Origin of the sequence: Dyadobacter sp. CY345, from assembly GCF_021502725.1 — a bacterium.
Classification (GTDB): domain Bacteria; phylum Bacteroidota; class Bacteroidia; order Cytophagales; family Spirosomataceae; genus Dyadobacter.
In genome coordinates, this window is sequence record NZ_JAKFFS010000005.1 from 13,715 (window position 1) to 30,334 (window position 16,620).

19 protein-coding genes are annotated in these 16,620 nt (G+C 39.3%); 3 read left to right on the forward strand and 16 right to left on the reverse strand.

The window, feature by feature from the left end; all coding sequences use genetic code 11:
- The first annotated feature begins 96 nt into the window (after positions 1 to 96).
- Positions 97 to 591 carry a hypothetical protein gene (locus L0657_RS20665; protein ID WP_235152669.1) on the forward strand — a complete coding sequence of 165 codons (495 nt, stop codon included), beginning with the start codon at positions 97 to 99 and terminating at the stop codon, positions 589 to 591.
- Positions 588 to 2,411: a M64 family metallopeptidase gene (locus L0657_RS20670; RefSeq protein ID WP_235152670.1), complete on the forward strand. Its 1,824-nt coding sequence runs from the start codon at positions 588 to 590 to the stop codon at positions 2,409 to 2,411. The genes L0657_RS20665 and L0657_RS20670 overlap by 4 nt, the downstream gene beginning before the upstream one ends.
- A gap of 25 nt (positions 2,412 to 2,436) precedes the next feature.
- Here the strand turns inward: L0657_RS20670 and L0657_RS20675 are convergent, their stop codons facing one another.
- The 15 genes from L0657_RS20675 to L0657_RS20740 all read right to left on the reverse strand — a co-directional run bounded on the left by L0657_RS20675 (position 2,437) and on the right by L0657_RS20740 (position 13,780).
- The gene (locus L0657_RS20675) at positions 2,437 to 2,736 is read right to left on the reverse strand and encodes a hypothetical protein (protein WP_235152671.1); all 300 of its coding nucleotides are present in this window, start codon (positions 2,734 to 2,736) and stop codon (positions 2,437 to 2,439) included.
- 3 nt (positions 2,737 to 2,739) lie between these two features.
- Complete coding sequence (locus tag L0657_RS20680) at positions 2,740 to 3,504, reverse strand: ParA family protein (protein WP_235152672.1); 765 nt, start codon at positions 3,502 to 3,504, stop codon at positions 2,740 to 2,742.
- Positions 3,505 to 4,069: 565 nt separating this feature from the next.
- Positions 4,070 to 4,381: an MFS transporter gene (locus tag L0657_RS28180; RefSeq protein ID WP_409015097.1), complete on the reverse strand. Its 312-nt coding sequence runs from the start codon at positions 4,379 to 4,381 to the stop codon at positions 4,070 to 4,072.
- Between the two features lie 120 nt (positions 4,382 to 4,501).
- Positions 4,502 to 4,738 (reverse strand): hypothetical protein, encoded by a 237-nt coding sequence (locus L0657_RS20685; RefSeq protein WP_235152673.1) that lies wholly within the window; start codon positions 4,736 to 4,738, stop codon positions 4,502 to 4,504.
- A gap of 82 nt (positions 4,739 to 4,820) precedes the next feature.
- Positions 4,821 to 5,408 carry a TetR/AcrR family transcriptional regulator gene (locus tag L0657_RS20690; protein WP_235152674.1) on the reverse strand — a complete coding sequence of 196 codons (588 nt, stop codon included), beginning with the start codon at positions 5,406 to 5,408 and terminating at the stop codon, positions 4,821 to 4,823.
- A gap of 144 nt (positions 5,409 to 5,552) precedes the next feature.
- A complete protein-coding gene (locus L0657_RS20695) occupies positions 5,553 to 7,031 on the reverse strand; it encodes an Eco57I restriction-modification methylase domain-containing protein (RefSeq protein ID WP_235152675.1) in 1,479 nt (492 codons plus the stop codon).
- A gap of 6 nt (positions 7,032 to 7,037) precedes the next feature.
- Positions 7,038 to 7,487, reverse strand: coding sequence for a PIN domain-containing protein (locus L0657_RS20700; protein WP_235152676.1), 450 nt, complete (start codon positions 7,485 to 7,487; stop codon positions 7,038 to 7,040).
- Complete coding sequence (locus tag L0657_RS20705; protein ID WP_235152677.1) at positions 7,484 to 7,771, reverse strand: DUF6364 family protein; 288 nt, start codon at positions 7,769 to 7,771, stop codon at positions 7,484 to 7,486. The genes L0657_RS20700 and L0657_RS20705 overlap by 4 nt, the downstream gene beginning before the upstream one ends.
- A 44-nt stretch (positions 7,772 to 7,815) precedes the next feature.
- A complete protein-coding gene (locus L0657_RS20710) occupies positions 7,816 to 8,466 on the reverse strand; it encodes a hypothetical protein (RefSeq protein WP_235152678.1) in 651 nt (216 codons plus the stop codon).
- Positions 8,463 to 8,963, reverse strand: a complete 501-nt coding sequence (locus tag L0657_RS20715; RefSeq protein ID WP_235152679.1) for a hypothetical protein — start codon at positions 8,961 to 8,963, stop codon at positions 8,463 to 8,465. The genes L0657_RS20710 and L0657_RS20715 overlap by 4 nt, the downstream gene beginning before the upstream one ends.
- An 82-nt stretch (positions 8,964 to 9,045) precedes the next feature.
- Entirely contained in the window at positions 9,046 to 10,062 is a 1,017-nt protein-coding gene (locus L0657_RS20720) for a hypothetical protein (RefSeq protein WP_235152680.1), read from the reverse strand.
- A 45-nt stretch (positions 10,063 to 10,107) separates the two neighbouring features.
- Positions 10,108 to 11,121, reverse strand: coding sequence for a hypothetical protein (locus tag L0657_RS20725; RefSeq protein ID WP_235152681.1), 1,014 nt, complete (start codon positions 11,119 to 11,121; stop codon positions 10,108 to 10,110).
- A gap of 11 nt (positions 11,122 to 11,132) precedes the next feature.
- Positions 11,133 to 11,810, reverse strand: a complete 678-nt coding sequence (locus L0657_RS20730) for a hypothetical protein (RefSeq protein ID WP_235152682.1) — start codon at positions 11,808 to 11,810, stop codon at positions 11,133 to 11,135.
- Positions 11,811 to 12,059: 249 nt separating this feature from the next.
- Positions 12,060 to 12,746, reverse strand: a complete 687-nt coding sequence (locus tag L0657_RS20735) for a LytTR family DNA-binding domain-containing protein (protein WP_235152683.1) — start codon at positions 12,744 to 12,746, stop codon at positions 12,060 to 12,062.
- Complete coding sequence (locus L0657_RS20740; RefSeq protein ID WP_235152684.1) at positions 12,743 to 13,780, reverse strand: sensor histidine kinase; 1,038 nt, start codon at positions 13,778 to 13,780, stop codon at positions 12,743 to 12,745. The genes L0657_RS20735 and L0657_RS20740 overlap by 4 nt, the downstream gene beginning before the upstream one ends.
- Before the next feature lie 168 nt (positions 13,781 to 13,948).
- Between L0657_RS20740 and L0657_RS20745 the strand changes: the two genes are divergently transcribed.
- Complete coding sequence (locus L0657_RS20745; protein WP_235152685.1) at positions 13,949 to 14,869, forward strand: sugar phosphate isomerase/epimerase; 921 nt, start codon at positions 13,949 to 13,951, stop codon at positions 14,867 to 14,869.
- Between the two features lie 50 nt (positions 14,870 to 14,919).
- Here the strand turns inward: L0657_RS20745 and L0657_RS20750 are convergent, their stop codons facing one another.
- The gene (locus L0657_RS20750; RefSeq protein WP_235152686.1) at positions 14,920 to 16,542 is read right to left on the reverse strand and encodes a hypothetical protein; all 1,623 of its coding nucleotides are present in this window, start codon (positions 16,540 to 16,542) and stop codon (positions 14,920 to 14,922) included.
- Positions 16,543 to 16,620: the final 78 nt, after the last annotated feature.

Here is a 16,620-nt window from a genome sequence, read left to right on the forward strand (position 1 = left end):
CCGTTTGTTATAGTTTTCGAAAAATAATGTAGTTCGTCGCAACGCTTTTCTGTATTTTAGTGTCTGTATTTTTAGACCTCCTAAAAAGTCATATTCATGCTGAGACGTTCTGCTTTATTTCTCATTATTCTGAGTTGGCAAATGGTCAATTGCAGACAGGCAAAGTCATTTGTGAGTATAAGTAAACTTCCGAATTATGACACGCAAGCAGCAGATCACATTCTGTTTCTGGATTTTTTGATCACGCAGTCAGGTGACAACGCGCCGGTTAAAGCAAAACTTGTTAACTCAATCGCCGGCAACGGCAAAATGAAGGATCTGGGCTCAGCCAGGATTCAACAAAATCAAATTAAAGTTGTTCATATTTTTAGTGATAAAAGGCAACCAGTCGAAATATTTTACGAACATCCTTTATTTCTTTCGGTGGAAGTATTTAGTAAGGAGGGAAATCTGAGCCAAAATGCGCAAACAGCACGAGAAGGAACTTTGTCATTGCGTGTTCAGGACGATCCGGCGAGGGAGAAAATTGACTTATATAGTGTAACTCCAAAAGGAGAAATAAAAATATATAGTCTTCTGATAAAGAAATGAGACTACATCTTCCCTTATTCGCTTTCCTGATTCTTTTCAGCTTTATTTCAAGCGCTCAGAAATTTTCTGTCGATACGATTTATAAAGCTGGCAGGACTGATAATCGCGTCAATATCGTCATTCTGGGTGATGGGTTTACGCAGGAAGAGCTCCCGAGATTTACTTCCGAGGCGAAAAAGTTCGCAGATTTCTTTCTGAGCTATTCTCCGTACGATCGATATAGGAATTATTTCAACATTTTTTCTATTGGTACTCCGTCGAAAGAAAGCGGTATTACAAATCCGGGATCTGCAATTGATGCCTATCCGGATCAGCCGGTTGAAAAAAAAGATACGTTTTTCGGTTCCTCATTCGGTCAGCGGATCCACCGGCTTGTTACTATTTCTAATTATTCGGCTATGTCAAACGTTTTGGCAAGCAATTTTCCATCTTACGATCTTGTCGTGATTCTTGCAAATTCGCCCTGGTACGGTGGCTCTGGTGGTTCTTTTGCCGTGCATACGCTGGACAGCCAGGCAAATAAAATTGGTGTTCATGAAATAGGGCATACACTTACACATTTAAACGATGAATATTGGGCGGGTTCGGGGTATGGCTGGGAAGCCTCCAACATGACTGAAAATAATGACCCTGGCTCTATTAAGTGGCGAAACTGGCTAGGCGCTAATAACGTTGGGATTTTCAGACATGGCGAGGGCGAAGCGTCACACTGGTATAAACCAACCTCAGAAAATTGTCTGATGGAGTTATTGAATAAGGAGTTTTGCAATGTTTGCCGGGAAGCCACTGTTGAGAGAATTCTGGATCTCGTTGATCCAATTGAAAAATTTTCACCCGCCAACATCGCACCTGTCATGATAAATCAGCAAGGCCAGTCTTTTACATTGGATTTGTTAAAACCAAATCCTAATTCGCTATCTATAACTTGGGCGATCGACGGGCGGCTGCTTAGAACCAAAGGTGAAACCATAACCATTCCTTACGGTGTTTTGAGAAATCGTATTACGACGCTCACGGCAACAATTTTCGACTCAACTTTTATCAGTAAACAAGACGAGCGCCAGTTCAAGCGGTCGAAAAGTGTTACGTGGAAACTTGAAAAGAAAGATGCGCCATTAAGATTTCGCATATTAGCTTCGAAAGATTCTGTTTGCGCCGGGCAGGCATCCGTGCTTACCGCACTTGGTTGTCCTGGTACTATTGCTTGGTCTACCGGGGAGATGACTGAAATGATATCGGTTCGGCCGTCGGGTACCACTTCATACAGCGCAAAGTGCCTCAATGCCGGCTCTGTTTCCTACGAAGCTTTGGTGAAAATAAAGGTGAATCAAAACCCTGTGGTAGCTGCTTCCAACGACGGGCCATATTTCGAGAGCGCAACGATTCGTCTGACATCGACTGAAAACGATAGGTATAACTGGACCGGGCCGAACGATTTTAAGTCAGATCTACAAAATCCGCTGATTGCAAATGCCAGGCTCTCTGATTCCGGATTGTATGAGGTAGAAGTAACAAATAAAAACGGATGTTTTGCAAAATCTCAGACAAAAGTTCTGGTCGATCCGCTGCTGGCTATTGATGACGATATGAGAAATGGGGTGCAGGTGTTTCCGAATCCGGTAAAAGAAATAGTGTATATCAAAGTGAGGCTTCAAGGTTTGTCAGAATTTACACTTTATGATATGAGTGGCCGGCAGATGCTTCGAAAGTTTTTCAGACAGGCGACAGAAATTAACCTTAAAAACCTGGGAACAGGTAACTATGTTTACCGCCTTTCAAATGGCAATAGCAAGACTTCCGGCAAACTATTGCTGGAATAATTCCCAGCAATAGAAATGCCAAATCTCAGCTCACCAAAGACTTTGGCTTCCTGCCGACTTTTGTTTTATTCCGGATTTTTTCCGGGCGTGGACGAATTTCCGCAGAGTCGAAATAGCGTGTCAGTGCTTCAAGAATAATGTCTTTCTGGGTAAGTCCTTCCCAGTAACCGTAATCCTTCATCTTTTCAAGTAGCACATAGTCGCAGTCAAATGTAACTTTTGTAGGAGCAGAATTCTCAGGTGTTGATGAATTTACTTCAAAATCGTCGTTGATGTCAGAGACAATGGGTAGAGGTGCGAAATCAAATTTCTTGTCCTTTGCCATATTTTAATTGTTTATACGTTCCAGAATTTCCTTCGTTAGCTTGTAATAATCTTCGGCTCCATTACTATTCGGGGCATAATCGAAGATATTAGTTCCGCCTGCCTGCGCTTCAGACAAAGCAATATTATCACGAATATAGCTATTCATAAATACGTCACCAAGTTGCTCTTTGGTTGCACTGATAAGTTCGTGACTTATTTTCTTTCTGATTTTAGGATTATACCGTGTTGCGAAGACACCACCAAGGTTGGTTGTAGGACTTATTTTTTTGATTTCTGCGGAGTAAACCAGGAAGTTGCGAAGTCCTTCATAACTCAGAAATTCAGCTTGCAGCGGCACGTAATATTGATGACAGGAAACAAGCGCCATCCTTGTGTTTCCGTTCAGGGCAGGAGGACAGTCTATGATTACAAAATCATAACGATCTTTGATTTTTTCCAGCGCAATTTTCAGGTTAAAAGGAAAAATAGGAGCCGACTTGATCGTATCTTCTTTATGGCTCATTTCTGCCGAACCAGGCAAAATATCAACATCGCCGACGCGTTTTACAATCTCCTCAAATTCAAACTCTCCGGTGATGAAAGATCCGCTGTCTTTCTTCAATCCGCTGTGTACAATTCCGAAACTTTTTGTCAAACTGGCCTGAGCGTCCAGGTCTATTACCAGCACACGTGCATTAGCAAACTTAGCAAGACCCGCTGCAATACTCTGTGCGGAAGTAGTCTTTCCAACACCACCTTTGTTGTTAACAATACTGATGATCTTCATTTAAAAGTATTATATGTATTAAAAGTTAAGATTTGATACGCTGTTTCATTTGTAAATAAAGGTAAAATATAGGTGGAACTAATGATATAAAATAAAAAGATTTTAAAGTTTTATTTAATTAAAAAGGTCAGTATTTATAAAAAGTAATATAATAATAGTATGTGTATAGAATTTAACTATTTGTATATTAACGATTTATAAATATATATCATTATCGAAAGCAAAAATGACCTTTAATTTGGAAAGTCTTTTTGAAATGTTGAGCCGGATATTTTTGATAATAGCCTGGGTCAAGCTGGATCAAAAAGTATAGCAGCTACGGGAGGCTTGATTGGAACTGCTTATTGGATATGCTATGGTCAAAAGTTAAAAGCGTTTGCCTTGGTTTGAAGTCTCAAAAGTGCATTAATGTGTTTCCTATAAATCTGGAATGAAAGAGCCATGAGGATACGGAATCAGAATGTCAATTGAAAAGTTTGGTGGCAATCAAACATATTCGCTGGAAACAGGCCTAACAGAATGCCGAGCACCTGACTGCTGGTGAAGGCCATCTGTACAAATCCCATCACCCGGCCGCGCATCCGAATGTCAAATAAATCGGTAATGTTCGCGAAACTAATCGAACTCGTTGCCCACAGAAAATGCCGGTTACGATTCTCGCAATCGGTAAGAAATGATAATTAGGCGCCGAGCCACATAGCAAAGTCCCAGCGATTAAACGCGCATAAAAAAACAGTAGTAATTTCTTTCGGTCGAACATATCGGCGAAACCAGCCGCGAGTAAACCAGCCGGTCCGGTGCTACATGAATGGGCTGAAACGATAAGCGCAAACTCCACTGTCGTGATAGAAAGTTCTTTTCTCAAATGGCTCCTTATGGAGAAATAATAATAAAGTCCAGACTTACATTAGATTGTACTATTTCAATAATATCGATGATTGACTTTTGGTAAGTAGTAAATGTTTATAGTAGATTTTCTGCCATATATTAATGTTGTTTAATCGATCAGCTCCTCACATTGAAAACCTTCGCTGGTTAGTAGTGCAATGACATGATCGGTGTGAGGAACATTTGATTCGATACGAAGTACGTTGTCAATATCGGTAAGATCTACGTTCCAGCTTATAATTTTAGCCTCCGAATTCAGCGCTGGCTCAATTTTCTTCATATCTCTATGATGTAGGTTGGTTTTAAAAACCAGTACATGTTTACTTTCCTGGAACTGTGCTAGCATGACGAATGTAATTAGGGGATGACTGATATATAACGAGAGGACGTTTAAGCGGGCATAAATACTTTAACAACAATAAATATTTTCAAGGTTTTAACGCTTTTAAAACCAACGAAAGGGTCAGGTCAATCTGCTTCTCATCCAAGACGAAAGGCGGCCGTCCTGGCATACTGGTACCGGAAATGTGAAACTTTACCAATTGATAAAGCGGCGCAAAGGCAATCGACCAATAAATTTCAATCGGCAGTTGAATCAATTCTTTTGTACTGATTGCTGTATGAACAAACTGGGTCATTGCGTCAATAAATCTCCGGTCTATTTTCGATCTGTCGATGAGCGGCGAGTGCTTCATTTGTTCCATGAAGGTCATACTCAATGGATTTTCCAGGCAGTATTTCAAACGATTCATCCACTGAATCCGCAAACCCTCATCAAAATGACATTCAGGATTAAAGTTCACCAAAGTTGCAACCGTCATTTTTTCAAATTCTTCTGTGTAAAGCTGCTGAATTAAATCTTCCCGGTCTTTAAAATAAATGTAAATCGTCGCAACCGAAACGGACGCAGCTTTCGCTAGTTTATGCATACTCAGCCCGTCAAAACCATGGCTGACTATCATTTCAATTGCCTTTTTCCTTATCAATATTTCCTTATTGGTGTCTCTCGTTCTCATATCTTTGTAAAGATAAATGAACATTCGTTTATTTATAAATTTTTTAAAAAATATTTCTGATAAAAATGATCGACTGTTAAGCTTTAATTAGTGGTTTTTAAAGGAGACCAATCGGAGGAGATTGTTAGATTGAACGGCTCATCACTACGGGAGGTCGGTTATGATAAAGTTTTCAACTACTTTTTTATTATAGCCCTTGTATCCGCCTTGAAAATCACGGCCGGCAATTGATATGAAATCTGCCATGCGCTGTGAGTTTAGCTGTGAGAGCAAATGCTCATATTCTCCTTTGTATTTGATGAAATATCCGGAGTAGACGGTGCAGTCCGGATTGTCGTAGAGAACGAAATTTGGAAATCGGTTCATCGGAGAGAAAATAATTTTTTTTCCAAATGACGAGTCCAGCCCCTGAGCGCGGCCATAAGCATACCAGGCGACAGGATTTACTTTTCCATTGTCCCGTTTAAGAAGCGGGCCTTTGTTTTTTTTTAGATACTTGTAAGCGTTTGGGAATTCCGCTTTTAAAATGTCTTCGGGGATAATTTTATGTTTTCCTGTATCATCTTTTTCGTATGGAAAAATGATGTGCTCAGTAATTGGTTCAGAAGAATTTTTAAGTTTTGAGCCTTTAATAATTGGTTTTAAGATCGCTTTTTCAAATTTACTAACAATTCCGTTTTTGCTGATTGCGGTGAATAACCCGTCTTTTTCTTCCAATATTTTCAGAAGGAAAATGTTATCGGCCAGCGTTGTTAAACCGACTGATATCTGGCATATATCACCCAAGGCGGTACCCTGTAAATCCGTTTTTTCATAAGTAGATAAATGCCACTGGGAATCTGAACTTAGTTCTGAGAAAAAAATATTTCTCATGCCGTATTGAAAATCATAATCGCTCAATTCATATCTGAATGTTTCAGAAGATTGTTTGCCAAAAATCGTGATGGCAGCATAAGTGCCTGTATTTCCGAAAATTCTGACAGAACGATAATTTGTTATCTGTTTTAGGTTTTGATTTTCGACGAAGTGTTTTCGAAGTATTTTACCAGTCTCGGAGCTTAAAAAAGAATTTGGTGTAATGAATCCGCAAGTTCCGGAGTCGTTCGTCAATTGACAGGCGAGCTGGAAAAATGCGACATATGTATCAGTGGATCCTGACCGGCAAAATGAATATTTTTGCTGAATGAATAATCTCTGATCATTAGCCAAATTTTGAATTCTTATATATGGCGGATTTCCAATAATGAGATCAAATTTTTCACGGCGATCAATTTGTATCAACGCATCTACATTCTCTAAATTCCAATTGATATCCAGTGAATAAGGTTTGACCAGCTCATCCAAATTGTAACGGCAAGCAGTGATTGCGTCCGGATCTATATCCCAACCGTGTATATTTTCAAGATTTCGTTTCAGATCAGCTATCGAAGAATTTTCAATGATATATTGAGCGATGGAAATTAGAAATCGCCCGTCTCCGCAAGCCGGATCCAGAATTGTTTGCGAACTGAAATCCAGCTCATAAAAACCGGTATCTTTAAGAATTTTTTCGACGATATGGATAGGCGTATAAATCTGCCCCAGCAATTTTTTCTTATCGAATGTGCGTGTCTGTGATGCCATTTATTTTCAGTAATCTATTCCTTTTTTCTTTCCGAGAATTTTAGTGACAAAATCCAAAGGCGTGATCGGCTTGATCATATCTTTTTTATTCGACTTAAAATCTGAAATGTTTGAGGTGATCAGGTAGTCGCATTTTTCCTGGATAGCGGTCATGTACTGGTAAGAATCTTCCAGATCAACAAAAGATGAATTGATTCCATCAAGTAACGAATCCTTACTGGAACTGGCAACCGATACCATCGAAAGATAGTCCAGCAGCTTGTTTTTTAATTCGCCTCTTCGTATTCCTTGTTTATGCAAAACATAGGTGAATGTATAAAAACTGCCAGAGGATATTACAATGTCAACTTGCTTTCTTTTTGCCCAGTAAATTATAAATGATATCTCAATAGGCTGACCAGTCAATCTCACCAGCGCATGATCTATCAATACGTTGGTATCGAAGAAAAGAATCATAAGCCAAATTTTTCTTTTACTCTCATAGACCTAATCTCATCATCAGTCATTTTGCTCAACGGTCCGTCTTTCGCAAATCCCATCAACTTATATGGTAAAGATTCTTTGAAATCTTCAATCTCAGTTGTCGGCTGGCTATTTTTCTTCGAATAAGTTGCCAGATAATCTTCAACAAGGTTAGATATTGAGATTTCTGATAAGGATGCATACCTTTTTGCTTCTTCAATTACTGACTTTTTGACCGTTAAAGTCAGCTTAACTTTTGGTTCTTTGTTTGCTGCCATTTATACGTGTGTTTAGAGTATACTATCAAATATACGTATACTATTTATTCTTTCAAATGGCAAATCTTAAATCCTTTTACACTTCGAACAAAGTCAGTCAACACAGGAGAATCGATATCACCCAAAAATATTTCATAGGTATCTTCATAAAAAATGAAAGAAGTTGAGTCTTGTCGTGAACGTTTTGAACCAGCTTTGTAGAAAATCCCAATTTCGCCTTTTTCCAAAGCTTCTTTATCAATAAAACCGACAAGCGAAGCGATGGTCCCGCGAGATTCGGATTGGTGAAATGATATGCAGAAATAATGAGAGGTTTTTGATCCGAGTTTGTGTAGCTGATGGGCGGGGATGTTTAAAACAAAATTGGACGACAAATCTCCTGAGCGTCTTTTCATCGACTTGATATCCACAGAGAAATTTTGATCATCGGATCGAATTAGAAAATCCTGTCCCCAATCCTGTCCGTTACTATCGCCAAAAGATTTTGACGGGCGGGGCAAGTGATATAAATCAGCAAAGACAATTTCTCCCAAAGTCCCGGTATACCTTAACATTCTGGTTTTCGATAGTCGCTCGTCATGATGATCCCAAATGTTGGAAATCTTATGATGACGAAGTGAATATTCCACCAGCTGGCGTGCAAATCGCTTCTGCTCGTCACTGACTGAGATTTGTATGTAAAAGGTATTTCTCAAAACAGTTTGCTCCACGCAAATCTAATGAGCAGCAAAGCCCCAACAAATCCGACCACGATATAGACAAAAGGCACATAAGTAAAGGCGACCAAATGAATTCTGTCTACAAACCACATCACGCCAATCATCGCCGTAATTAAAGTCAGAAATCCGGAAAGTTTGCCGAAACCTGGAATAAGCGAGAATGGGATTTTTTGTTTGATCAGTATCAGCGTTAATATCATCGAAATCACAGGTAAAAATTGCATAATGATATTTGCCTGCCAGATACTTTGTCTCTCAAATAGGAACAGATAAATATTTAATGTTACGGCAAAAATTCCCGGAATGCAAACAGCATAAACGAGGATCGCATAAATAATACCCCAAAATTTAACGTCCCGGCTGCCTGTCGCAAGCTGACCAACAATCCAGGCAATAAGCGGAAGCGTAAAAAAATAGCTGGCCAACGGCCAATAATTGGAAGAAACCTGATTAAATAAATCTCTAAGCGTCATTTTTGTCTTATCAATAACAAGGGAGAAATGGGGCAGGGGACAACCCTCTCTCCATTCCTCCCTCCACAGAAACTTTAAATTTTTATAAAGTTAACAAGAAACCGATTGTAAAGTTGGCATCCCAGTCGAAAACAAATTGCTGGCAACCCGTGGCATCTGCAATAGCTTTATAGATATTAATACCGGCTTTTGACTTTGCATTTGACAATTTCGAATAGTCAGAAGGAGCACTTAAAACTGTAAAACGTTCTTTGTCTTTACGAACTTCTTTTGCCATCTCAAAAGGTACACCGCCGATGATAAAGGCCGTTTTACGAAGCTCAGAAGGAATTTGTTTCGCTTTTGAACTTACTTCATCATACACTTTTTTATCGTCCGTACCGTCCTGAAAATATTTTGCACCGTAGCTTTCAATTGCTTTAATTCCGCCGCCTGAAATCCAGGAGATTTTGGTATTTCCTGAACCAATATCAGCCACAAAAGCTTTTGTCGCGTAGTCCGTAGGTAATACCGATTTCAAGGCTAACTGTCCTTCCTGTTCCGCAGTTACCTGATTTACCACATATCCCAAAGATTTTAAAGCTGCTGTAATTTTTTTGGTAACATCTGCTTTTGCAGCACCCGAGCTCACCACGAAATGGATATCTTTTTTGCCAACACCAAAATCCAGCATTGTTCCAATATACTTTTTAAGTCCGATACGGATGTCTTCATCAGTTGCCATATTTTCAGTTACAAGGCTGTTGCCAAATTCCGATTTTTCCAATTTCCAGCGTTTTTCACTGTCCACTTTGATAATGAAGGAGTTAAATCCACTGGCTCCAAGTTCAACCACGCCCTTCAATTTCCCATCGACAGGTTCAGGGGCAGTGTAATTAAATGCCTCTTTTGAAGTCGCAACTGCGGGATTTTCATTCGAAGATTCCTCTGAACTTTCTGTATTTTCCGGATTTGAAGATACTGAATCGACAGATGAATTTTGTTTCTGGGCCACTTTTTCAAGGGCCTGCTGGCCGCCAAAATATTTATAGCCAACAAAGATGGCTCCTATAACCAGGGCTGTAATTAATAATCTTCCGGCAACGGTTAGTCTTTTCATTGTTTGTTTAAAGTAAATTGAAAAATGTAATGGTAATAAATCGCGTTAGTCCAGTAAGCCCTTATAACTTGAACTTTTCGGAGGGTCAATCGAGCGGGACGGCGGATTAGGCGCATCGAGTTGAATCAATTTGAATTCTCCCTTATTGTAAGCTTCCAGCATAGCCTGACCTTTGTCTGACAAAAGTCCGTTCTGAACATCTACGCCGTTGATAAAATCAAGAGAAAGGTCCATAGCGCGTTTCATCTCGCCGAGTTTCATGCTCATATCGTCCTGGATATATTCCATCGATTCGTCGAAGTAAAACTTCTTATCTGGATTGCCCTTGAAGATACTAACCGCAGTACGCAGCGCATTCGAACTTTCTTTGACAATTCTATATTCCGCTTCTTTCAGTTTTACCTTGATCTCCGTTTCCTTGATGATATAATCTGCGCTTTTGTTCACCTTTTCCATGAATTCAAGGATAGTCTTCATGTTACGCTGCAATGGAAATAATTTCTCATTCATTTCCTGCAAACCGGCGCCTTCGATGGTTGCGAGCGAAGCAGTTTCCTTCATACCCGGGCGGTCCGTCATCTGGCTAGCCTTATTAGCTTCCGCAAATTTCTGCTTGATCTCCTCATTATTCTCACTAATCTTCTTGTTTAATTTTACAAGCTGTCCTGCAAGAATGTTGATCTGACCCTGCATTTTTTCACGTTTTTCTTTTAGATCGTCGATGTAGATCTTCATGATAGCAATCGGATCAAGCTTGATAATCAGACCGGTAATCTTCCGCATTAATGTTTTAAACAGGAAAAAAACTGCGGTCCGCACATCTTTACTGGTAAACAGAAAAACCAAAACAGCCAATACTGCCAGCAAAAACCCCAGGTAAAGGGTATTCTGCGTTACGTCAATCAGAAACGCAGCCAGTTTGTTCCAATAATATAAGCCAAAAGCGCCAAGTCCGCCGAGAAAAAGCAATGAGGTAATTCCTTCCGGCTTGCTCCAATAGGATCGCTTGGAAATGTCATCCTGCGAGCCGCCGATTTGAGTGAAGTCTGGTGATGCCATGGTTGAAGGTTTTATTTAATGTATTGGTTGATTTTATTAAGATCTGAATTCATTTGTTCTACAAAACTCTGATAAGTTATTTCGAAACTGTCCCGGTTTGCATTTAGTTTAGAACTTTGCTCTGCCACTTCTCCCGAGATCTGGCCTAAACGGTTTTTGTTGTCATCAATTTTCTTTTGAAGATTCGCGATTTCTTGCGCGTAAGCAACGTTATTGTCTTCAAGTTTTTTAACTTCATCCGTCAAAGACCCAACGCGCTCTTTGATTGCCTTTTCAACATCTTTCAAAAATGACTCCCGATCCTTGCTTAAAATGGAGAGATACTGCTCTGCCGATGTCTTTAAAATTGCTTGATCCTTGATTCCACCCATGGCTTTAAAACTTGCCCATGCCGCCTGAAACTGTTTTTCTTCACCCAATCCCAGGCTATCCATGCTCTGCAAAGCTTGCTTGAATTCGAAATAATCCGGACCGGGCAGATTCGCTTTTTCAAGTAAATCCACAAAATGCTCTACAAATTTCCGGTCGACATTCGCAGTTCCGGCAACATTGGGGACAGTAGCGGCGGGGGCAGGTTTTGGCTGCTCTATTGGTGTGTCAGAAACCGGTTTCACTTGTGTAGGTTCTGTACTTTCATTAATAAATAAGCTCAGTATCTTTTTGCCGATACCAGGTTCAGAATCTGCCATTTTTTTTGTTGATCTAGATTGGTTGATAGTCATAACAAGAATAGCCACAATGTCGAATTTTTAGCCGATTTGCTGCTTTCTTGTATCAATATTACTAAAATTCGAGTGATTTATTGGTGCGGTATAGTTACAGATGGCTGCCTGAATTGATGAAGGTCACAATTCCTTGATGAAATATGCAGCTGAAAAAACTTCCGGACAAAAAGTTTGATCCCGGACTTTATTTTATTTACAAAATTTATTCCGGTATTAAGCTTTAAATCTCTTTGCAAACGTTTCCTCATAACTCGAACCAATCGGGATTTCTTCCCCAGCCAGACTTATGATTTTGTTCCTAATATTCTCAATTCGAGCAAATGGGATTATATACGAGCGATGAACGCGAATAAACTCCTGTTCCGGCAATTTTTGCAGTATGGCTTTCATCGTCATTCGGGCGACCAGCGGCTTTGCATTTTGCGTATGAATTTTCAAATAGTCGTCAAGCCCTTCAATAAAAAGAATATCAGAATAAGCTATTTTATGTAAGCTGTAATCAGCTCTTACCAACAGATATTTTGTGTTTTTGCGAGGATTCTTAAATTGATGGTACTCGTTTGCCTTGCTGACACCCTGCTGAAAACGCTCGAAAGTAAAAGGCTTCAACAAATAATCTATCGCCTTTAAATTAAATCCCTGCACTGCATGTTCCGCATATGCAGTTGTGAATATCACCATAACGTCCTGTTGGATAGTCTGATAAAAATCTAGTCCCGAGATGGATGGCATATTGATGTCAAGAAAAATAAGATCGACAGGATTATTTTTCAGGTGTTCCATCGCGTCATTGGTACGAATGAAAGTTTTTTGCAAGTCAATGAAATCAATCCGCTCGCTGAAATTGGCAAGAATTCGAAGCGCCGGAGGTTCGTCGTCCAATGCGATAGCTTTGATCATGCGAGATTTAGTTTTAGGTCAACCGTGAAATTGTCAGCATTATCCAGAATCATTAGTGAATGCCTGGAAGGATAAATAAAGTTTAACCTGGTTCGCGTATTTTCCAAACCAATTCCACCGGAATAATCCGCTTCCTGACTGCTGAATCTGACTTTATTATTCAAAACACGCATATCCAGCATTTCATTTTCGAGAATGATCGAAATCTCGATCAATGATTTTTGTTCGGGATTTACGCCATATTTGAACGCATTTTCGATAAAAGAAATCAGAATCAAGGGTGCAATCTTCTGGCTAGTAATAGAACCACTGACTTGAAAATTAATGAACACAGTATCATCCAAACGCAATTTCTGTAAGGATACGTAATTCTGAATGTATTCAATTTCTTTATCAAGCGGAACCAGACTTTCGCTGGCATCACGGATGACATAACGCATCAGCGAGGAAAGCATAACCACCGCATCGGCCGTGCGATCCGACTTTTCTATGGCCAATGAATAGATACTGTTTAAGGTGTTAAAAAGAAAATGAGGATTAATTTGTGCTTTAAGGTATGATAATTCGGTGTGCAGCTTTTCCTGTTCGGCTTTTTTCAGGAGGTCATTGATCCTCAATGCTAATGAAACTACAACGCCGACAAGAAAAAGAAACATGGTCTGGCTGTTTTCAAAAGCCCCTGGCGGTTTCTCCATCCGCATCACTTTCGGCGGACGATCAGGATAGGGTTTTAAAATGCCAGGTTTTCTGTCAAGCTGATGTATGAAAAGGATTAACAAACAAAAGAAACCCAGGACAATTGTGATATACCTGAAATACTTTTTAGCAAAGTAATAGTTAGGAATCAGGACGTAATAATTGAAATAGAAAAATGCAAGCATCAGCAAATATGAAAGTAAGTTGGTGCGTTCGTGGGCGTTTTTCTGCATTTCTTCAAAAGATGGAAAACCTGTCGGCGCGAAAATATACGGCAAGGCCAAAAAAGCGGAAACGAAAAAAATATGACTTAAAACCTTAATGATCCTGATCTTCATATGCGGCAATTTTCTGAAATGTACGAAGTGCGGAGTTGAGTAAAAAACCTTTGCGGTAATTGCTTTGAATGTGTCGGTTATTCGTTCGATTCTCCAAGGATATCGCTAATTTCACCACTGAAAATCTGACTAAAAATAAATTGATTACAAAAACTAATCCCTTTCATTATGCTTAAATTAGGTTTCAACAGTGCGATATTGGCTGATTTTAGTTTTGAGCACGTTGTGAAATTTGCAGGGAACAACGGATTTTCCTGTATCGAAATGATGTGCTGGCCTTCCGACAATGCTGACAGTCGCCGTTATGCTGGCGTTACACATATTGACGTAAATAATTTGACTAACCAAAGAGTTTCGGAAATTCATTATGCTTTGAAAGAAGCGCAAGTCAATATTTCCGCTTTGGGTTATTATCCCAACCCTTTGGACCCGGATTCTGAAAAATCTGAATTTTATATTGAACATATCAAGCAGGTGATTCGGGGTGCGGCCAAATTAAATATTCCTGTTGTCACAACTTTCATTGGCCGCGATCCTTCTAAAAGCATCAAGGATAATTTAAAAACATTTGCTGACGTTTGGCCTACTATCGTGAAAGTTGCCGAAGAAAATAATATCAAAATCGGAATTGAAAACTGCCCGATGTTTTTTACCGATGATGAATGGCCGGGCGGTAAAAATCTTGCTATCAGTCCTGCTGTTTGGGACAGAATGTTTGAGATTATTCCAAGTCCTATTTTCGGTCTGAATTACGATCCTTCGCACATGATATGGCAGATGATGGATGAAGTTAAACCGATTTATCAATATAAGGAACGGCTTCATCATATCCATTTGAAGGATGTGAAATTATATAAAGATAAACTCGATCAGGTAGGGATCATGGCAAATCCGCTGGAATATCACTCGCCAAAACTACCAGGACTGGGTGATGTTAACTGGCGCGGATTTTTTGGAGCACTGACGGATGTCCGTTACAGAGGACCAGTTGTGATTGAAGTTGAGGATAAGGCTTACGAATCCAATATCACGGACGTGCAAAGTGCGATCCTGACCAGTAGAAATTATTTAAGACAGTTTTTAGCTTAAAATCATTTAAAAAATCCGGTGGGTCAACTTATTGAAGACCTTCCGGATTTTTAACGAGTTCGTTTCAAAATACGTGTTCCTTCGATTTTCGCTATCAGCGTGTAATGACTTTGTACGTATTCATTTATCACAGGCACTTTTTCGTAGGGTAAAAGCATCTTGCTAAAAATAGAATAGTCAGCTGGCTGGGTAGCGTCAATAAATAAAGAAGGTTTGTTCTTTTCCATGTCTTCTATAAAATCTTTTGTCCAGTTTGGTATTAGTTTAGATTTTAACGAAAAATGAAAAGTATGCGCATCTCTAAATCCCATGGGCCGGTGTGCCAGGACATATAATCGGTCGCGCCATCCCCAGACTACGATTGGCTCGCTGGGATTGGTCTCTTTTTCAATGTATCTAACAACAAGTGAATCTAAATTCTGGAAAGATGTGTCTGCTTTTTCAGGGCGTATATAAAGATTAAAACCAGCCATAATTGTGCAGCCAATTAACAAGGAAATCAGAAGATTTTTTCTATGTTCCTGGGCGGCTAGTGCAACAAAAACTCCCAGAAGTAAAGTGAGCGGTAAGAACAGATATAGCCTGTAATGCTGGAAAGAATTTCCGGATTGCAACACGGAATAGAGACTGATTAAGAGAAAAAGAACACAGAAGGTAATCGTTTTCTTATTTTTAAGTGTCCAAAAGCTGAAAGTTTTCGAGCAGGAAATTACCGCCGCAATGATTACGAATGTAGCGGAAAACATATAAATGCGGGAATTGGCCGAATAGTAGATAAAATTCAGTATTCGGATTGGATTAAATCGTTCACTGATCGGGACGTTTGAAAACTGGGTAGTGTAGGAGTAATAGAAATAATTCCAAAAGTAGTTGTTCCAAAAAACCATCAGTTTGTTTTCTGACAGATAATAAATATTGACTATCAAAGTTGGTAATATACCTCCGAAAATAAAAAGCATAACGTTTCCCCATTCCTTTCGTAAAAGAATTTCGAGCAAAAACGCCGCCGCTATCAAAAATCCCATCGGAACATTTTGGAATTTTACAAAAGGAAGACTTCCTAATATCAGTCCGGTAAAGCCTATTGAAATGTAGTGAGTTTTTTTATGGCTCAGGTAACGCATGTAACCATAGGTACATCCTGTCAGCATTAAAATTCCGAGTTGCTCAGAGTTATATGAGGTATAGTCCGGAAGAAACATTGTGCCGACGAAAAGGCATAGTCCCCAAGAAATGATCAGGCTTGCTGACTTGTCAAGGTAAAGATTTAGCGTTTTGAAGAGAAAAAATAAGCTACCCAGCCACAAGATAACTCCCAGACATTCAGAGGTATAATAATTTACAGATACTCCAAGCCAGGAAATGATGATTAAAGGAAAGACCGTCAGTGGTCGCGAATCTGTGAAATTGAAAAATATCCAGAGCCAGTCCGGATAATAATTAATGGCGATCAGAGAGCTAAGCCAGGTGCTGGTATCGACATTTACTTCAATATTTAAAAAATAAGGAAGTCTTAGAAGGAAGGTAAGTATCAATAAACCAATGAAATATTTATCAGCTTTTTGCGCATGCTGATTACCCTTTTCGGATGTTCTATTAAATAAATACAACCCGATTCCAACGAATATTATTACAATATAGAGAAATAGCTTGAAGTAAAAATGATATATCATAGGCATTACTATTGGCAACTTCTTAGTTGAGTATCAAATTTATATTTTTTCAATGATCAGACCTTTTTAGAAAATGGA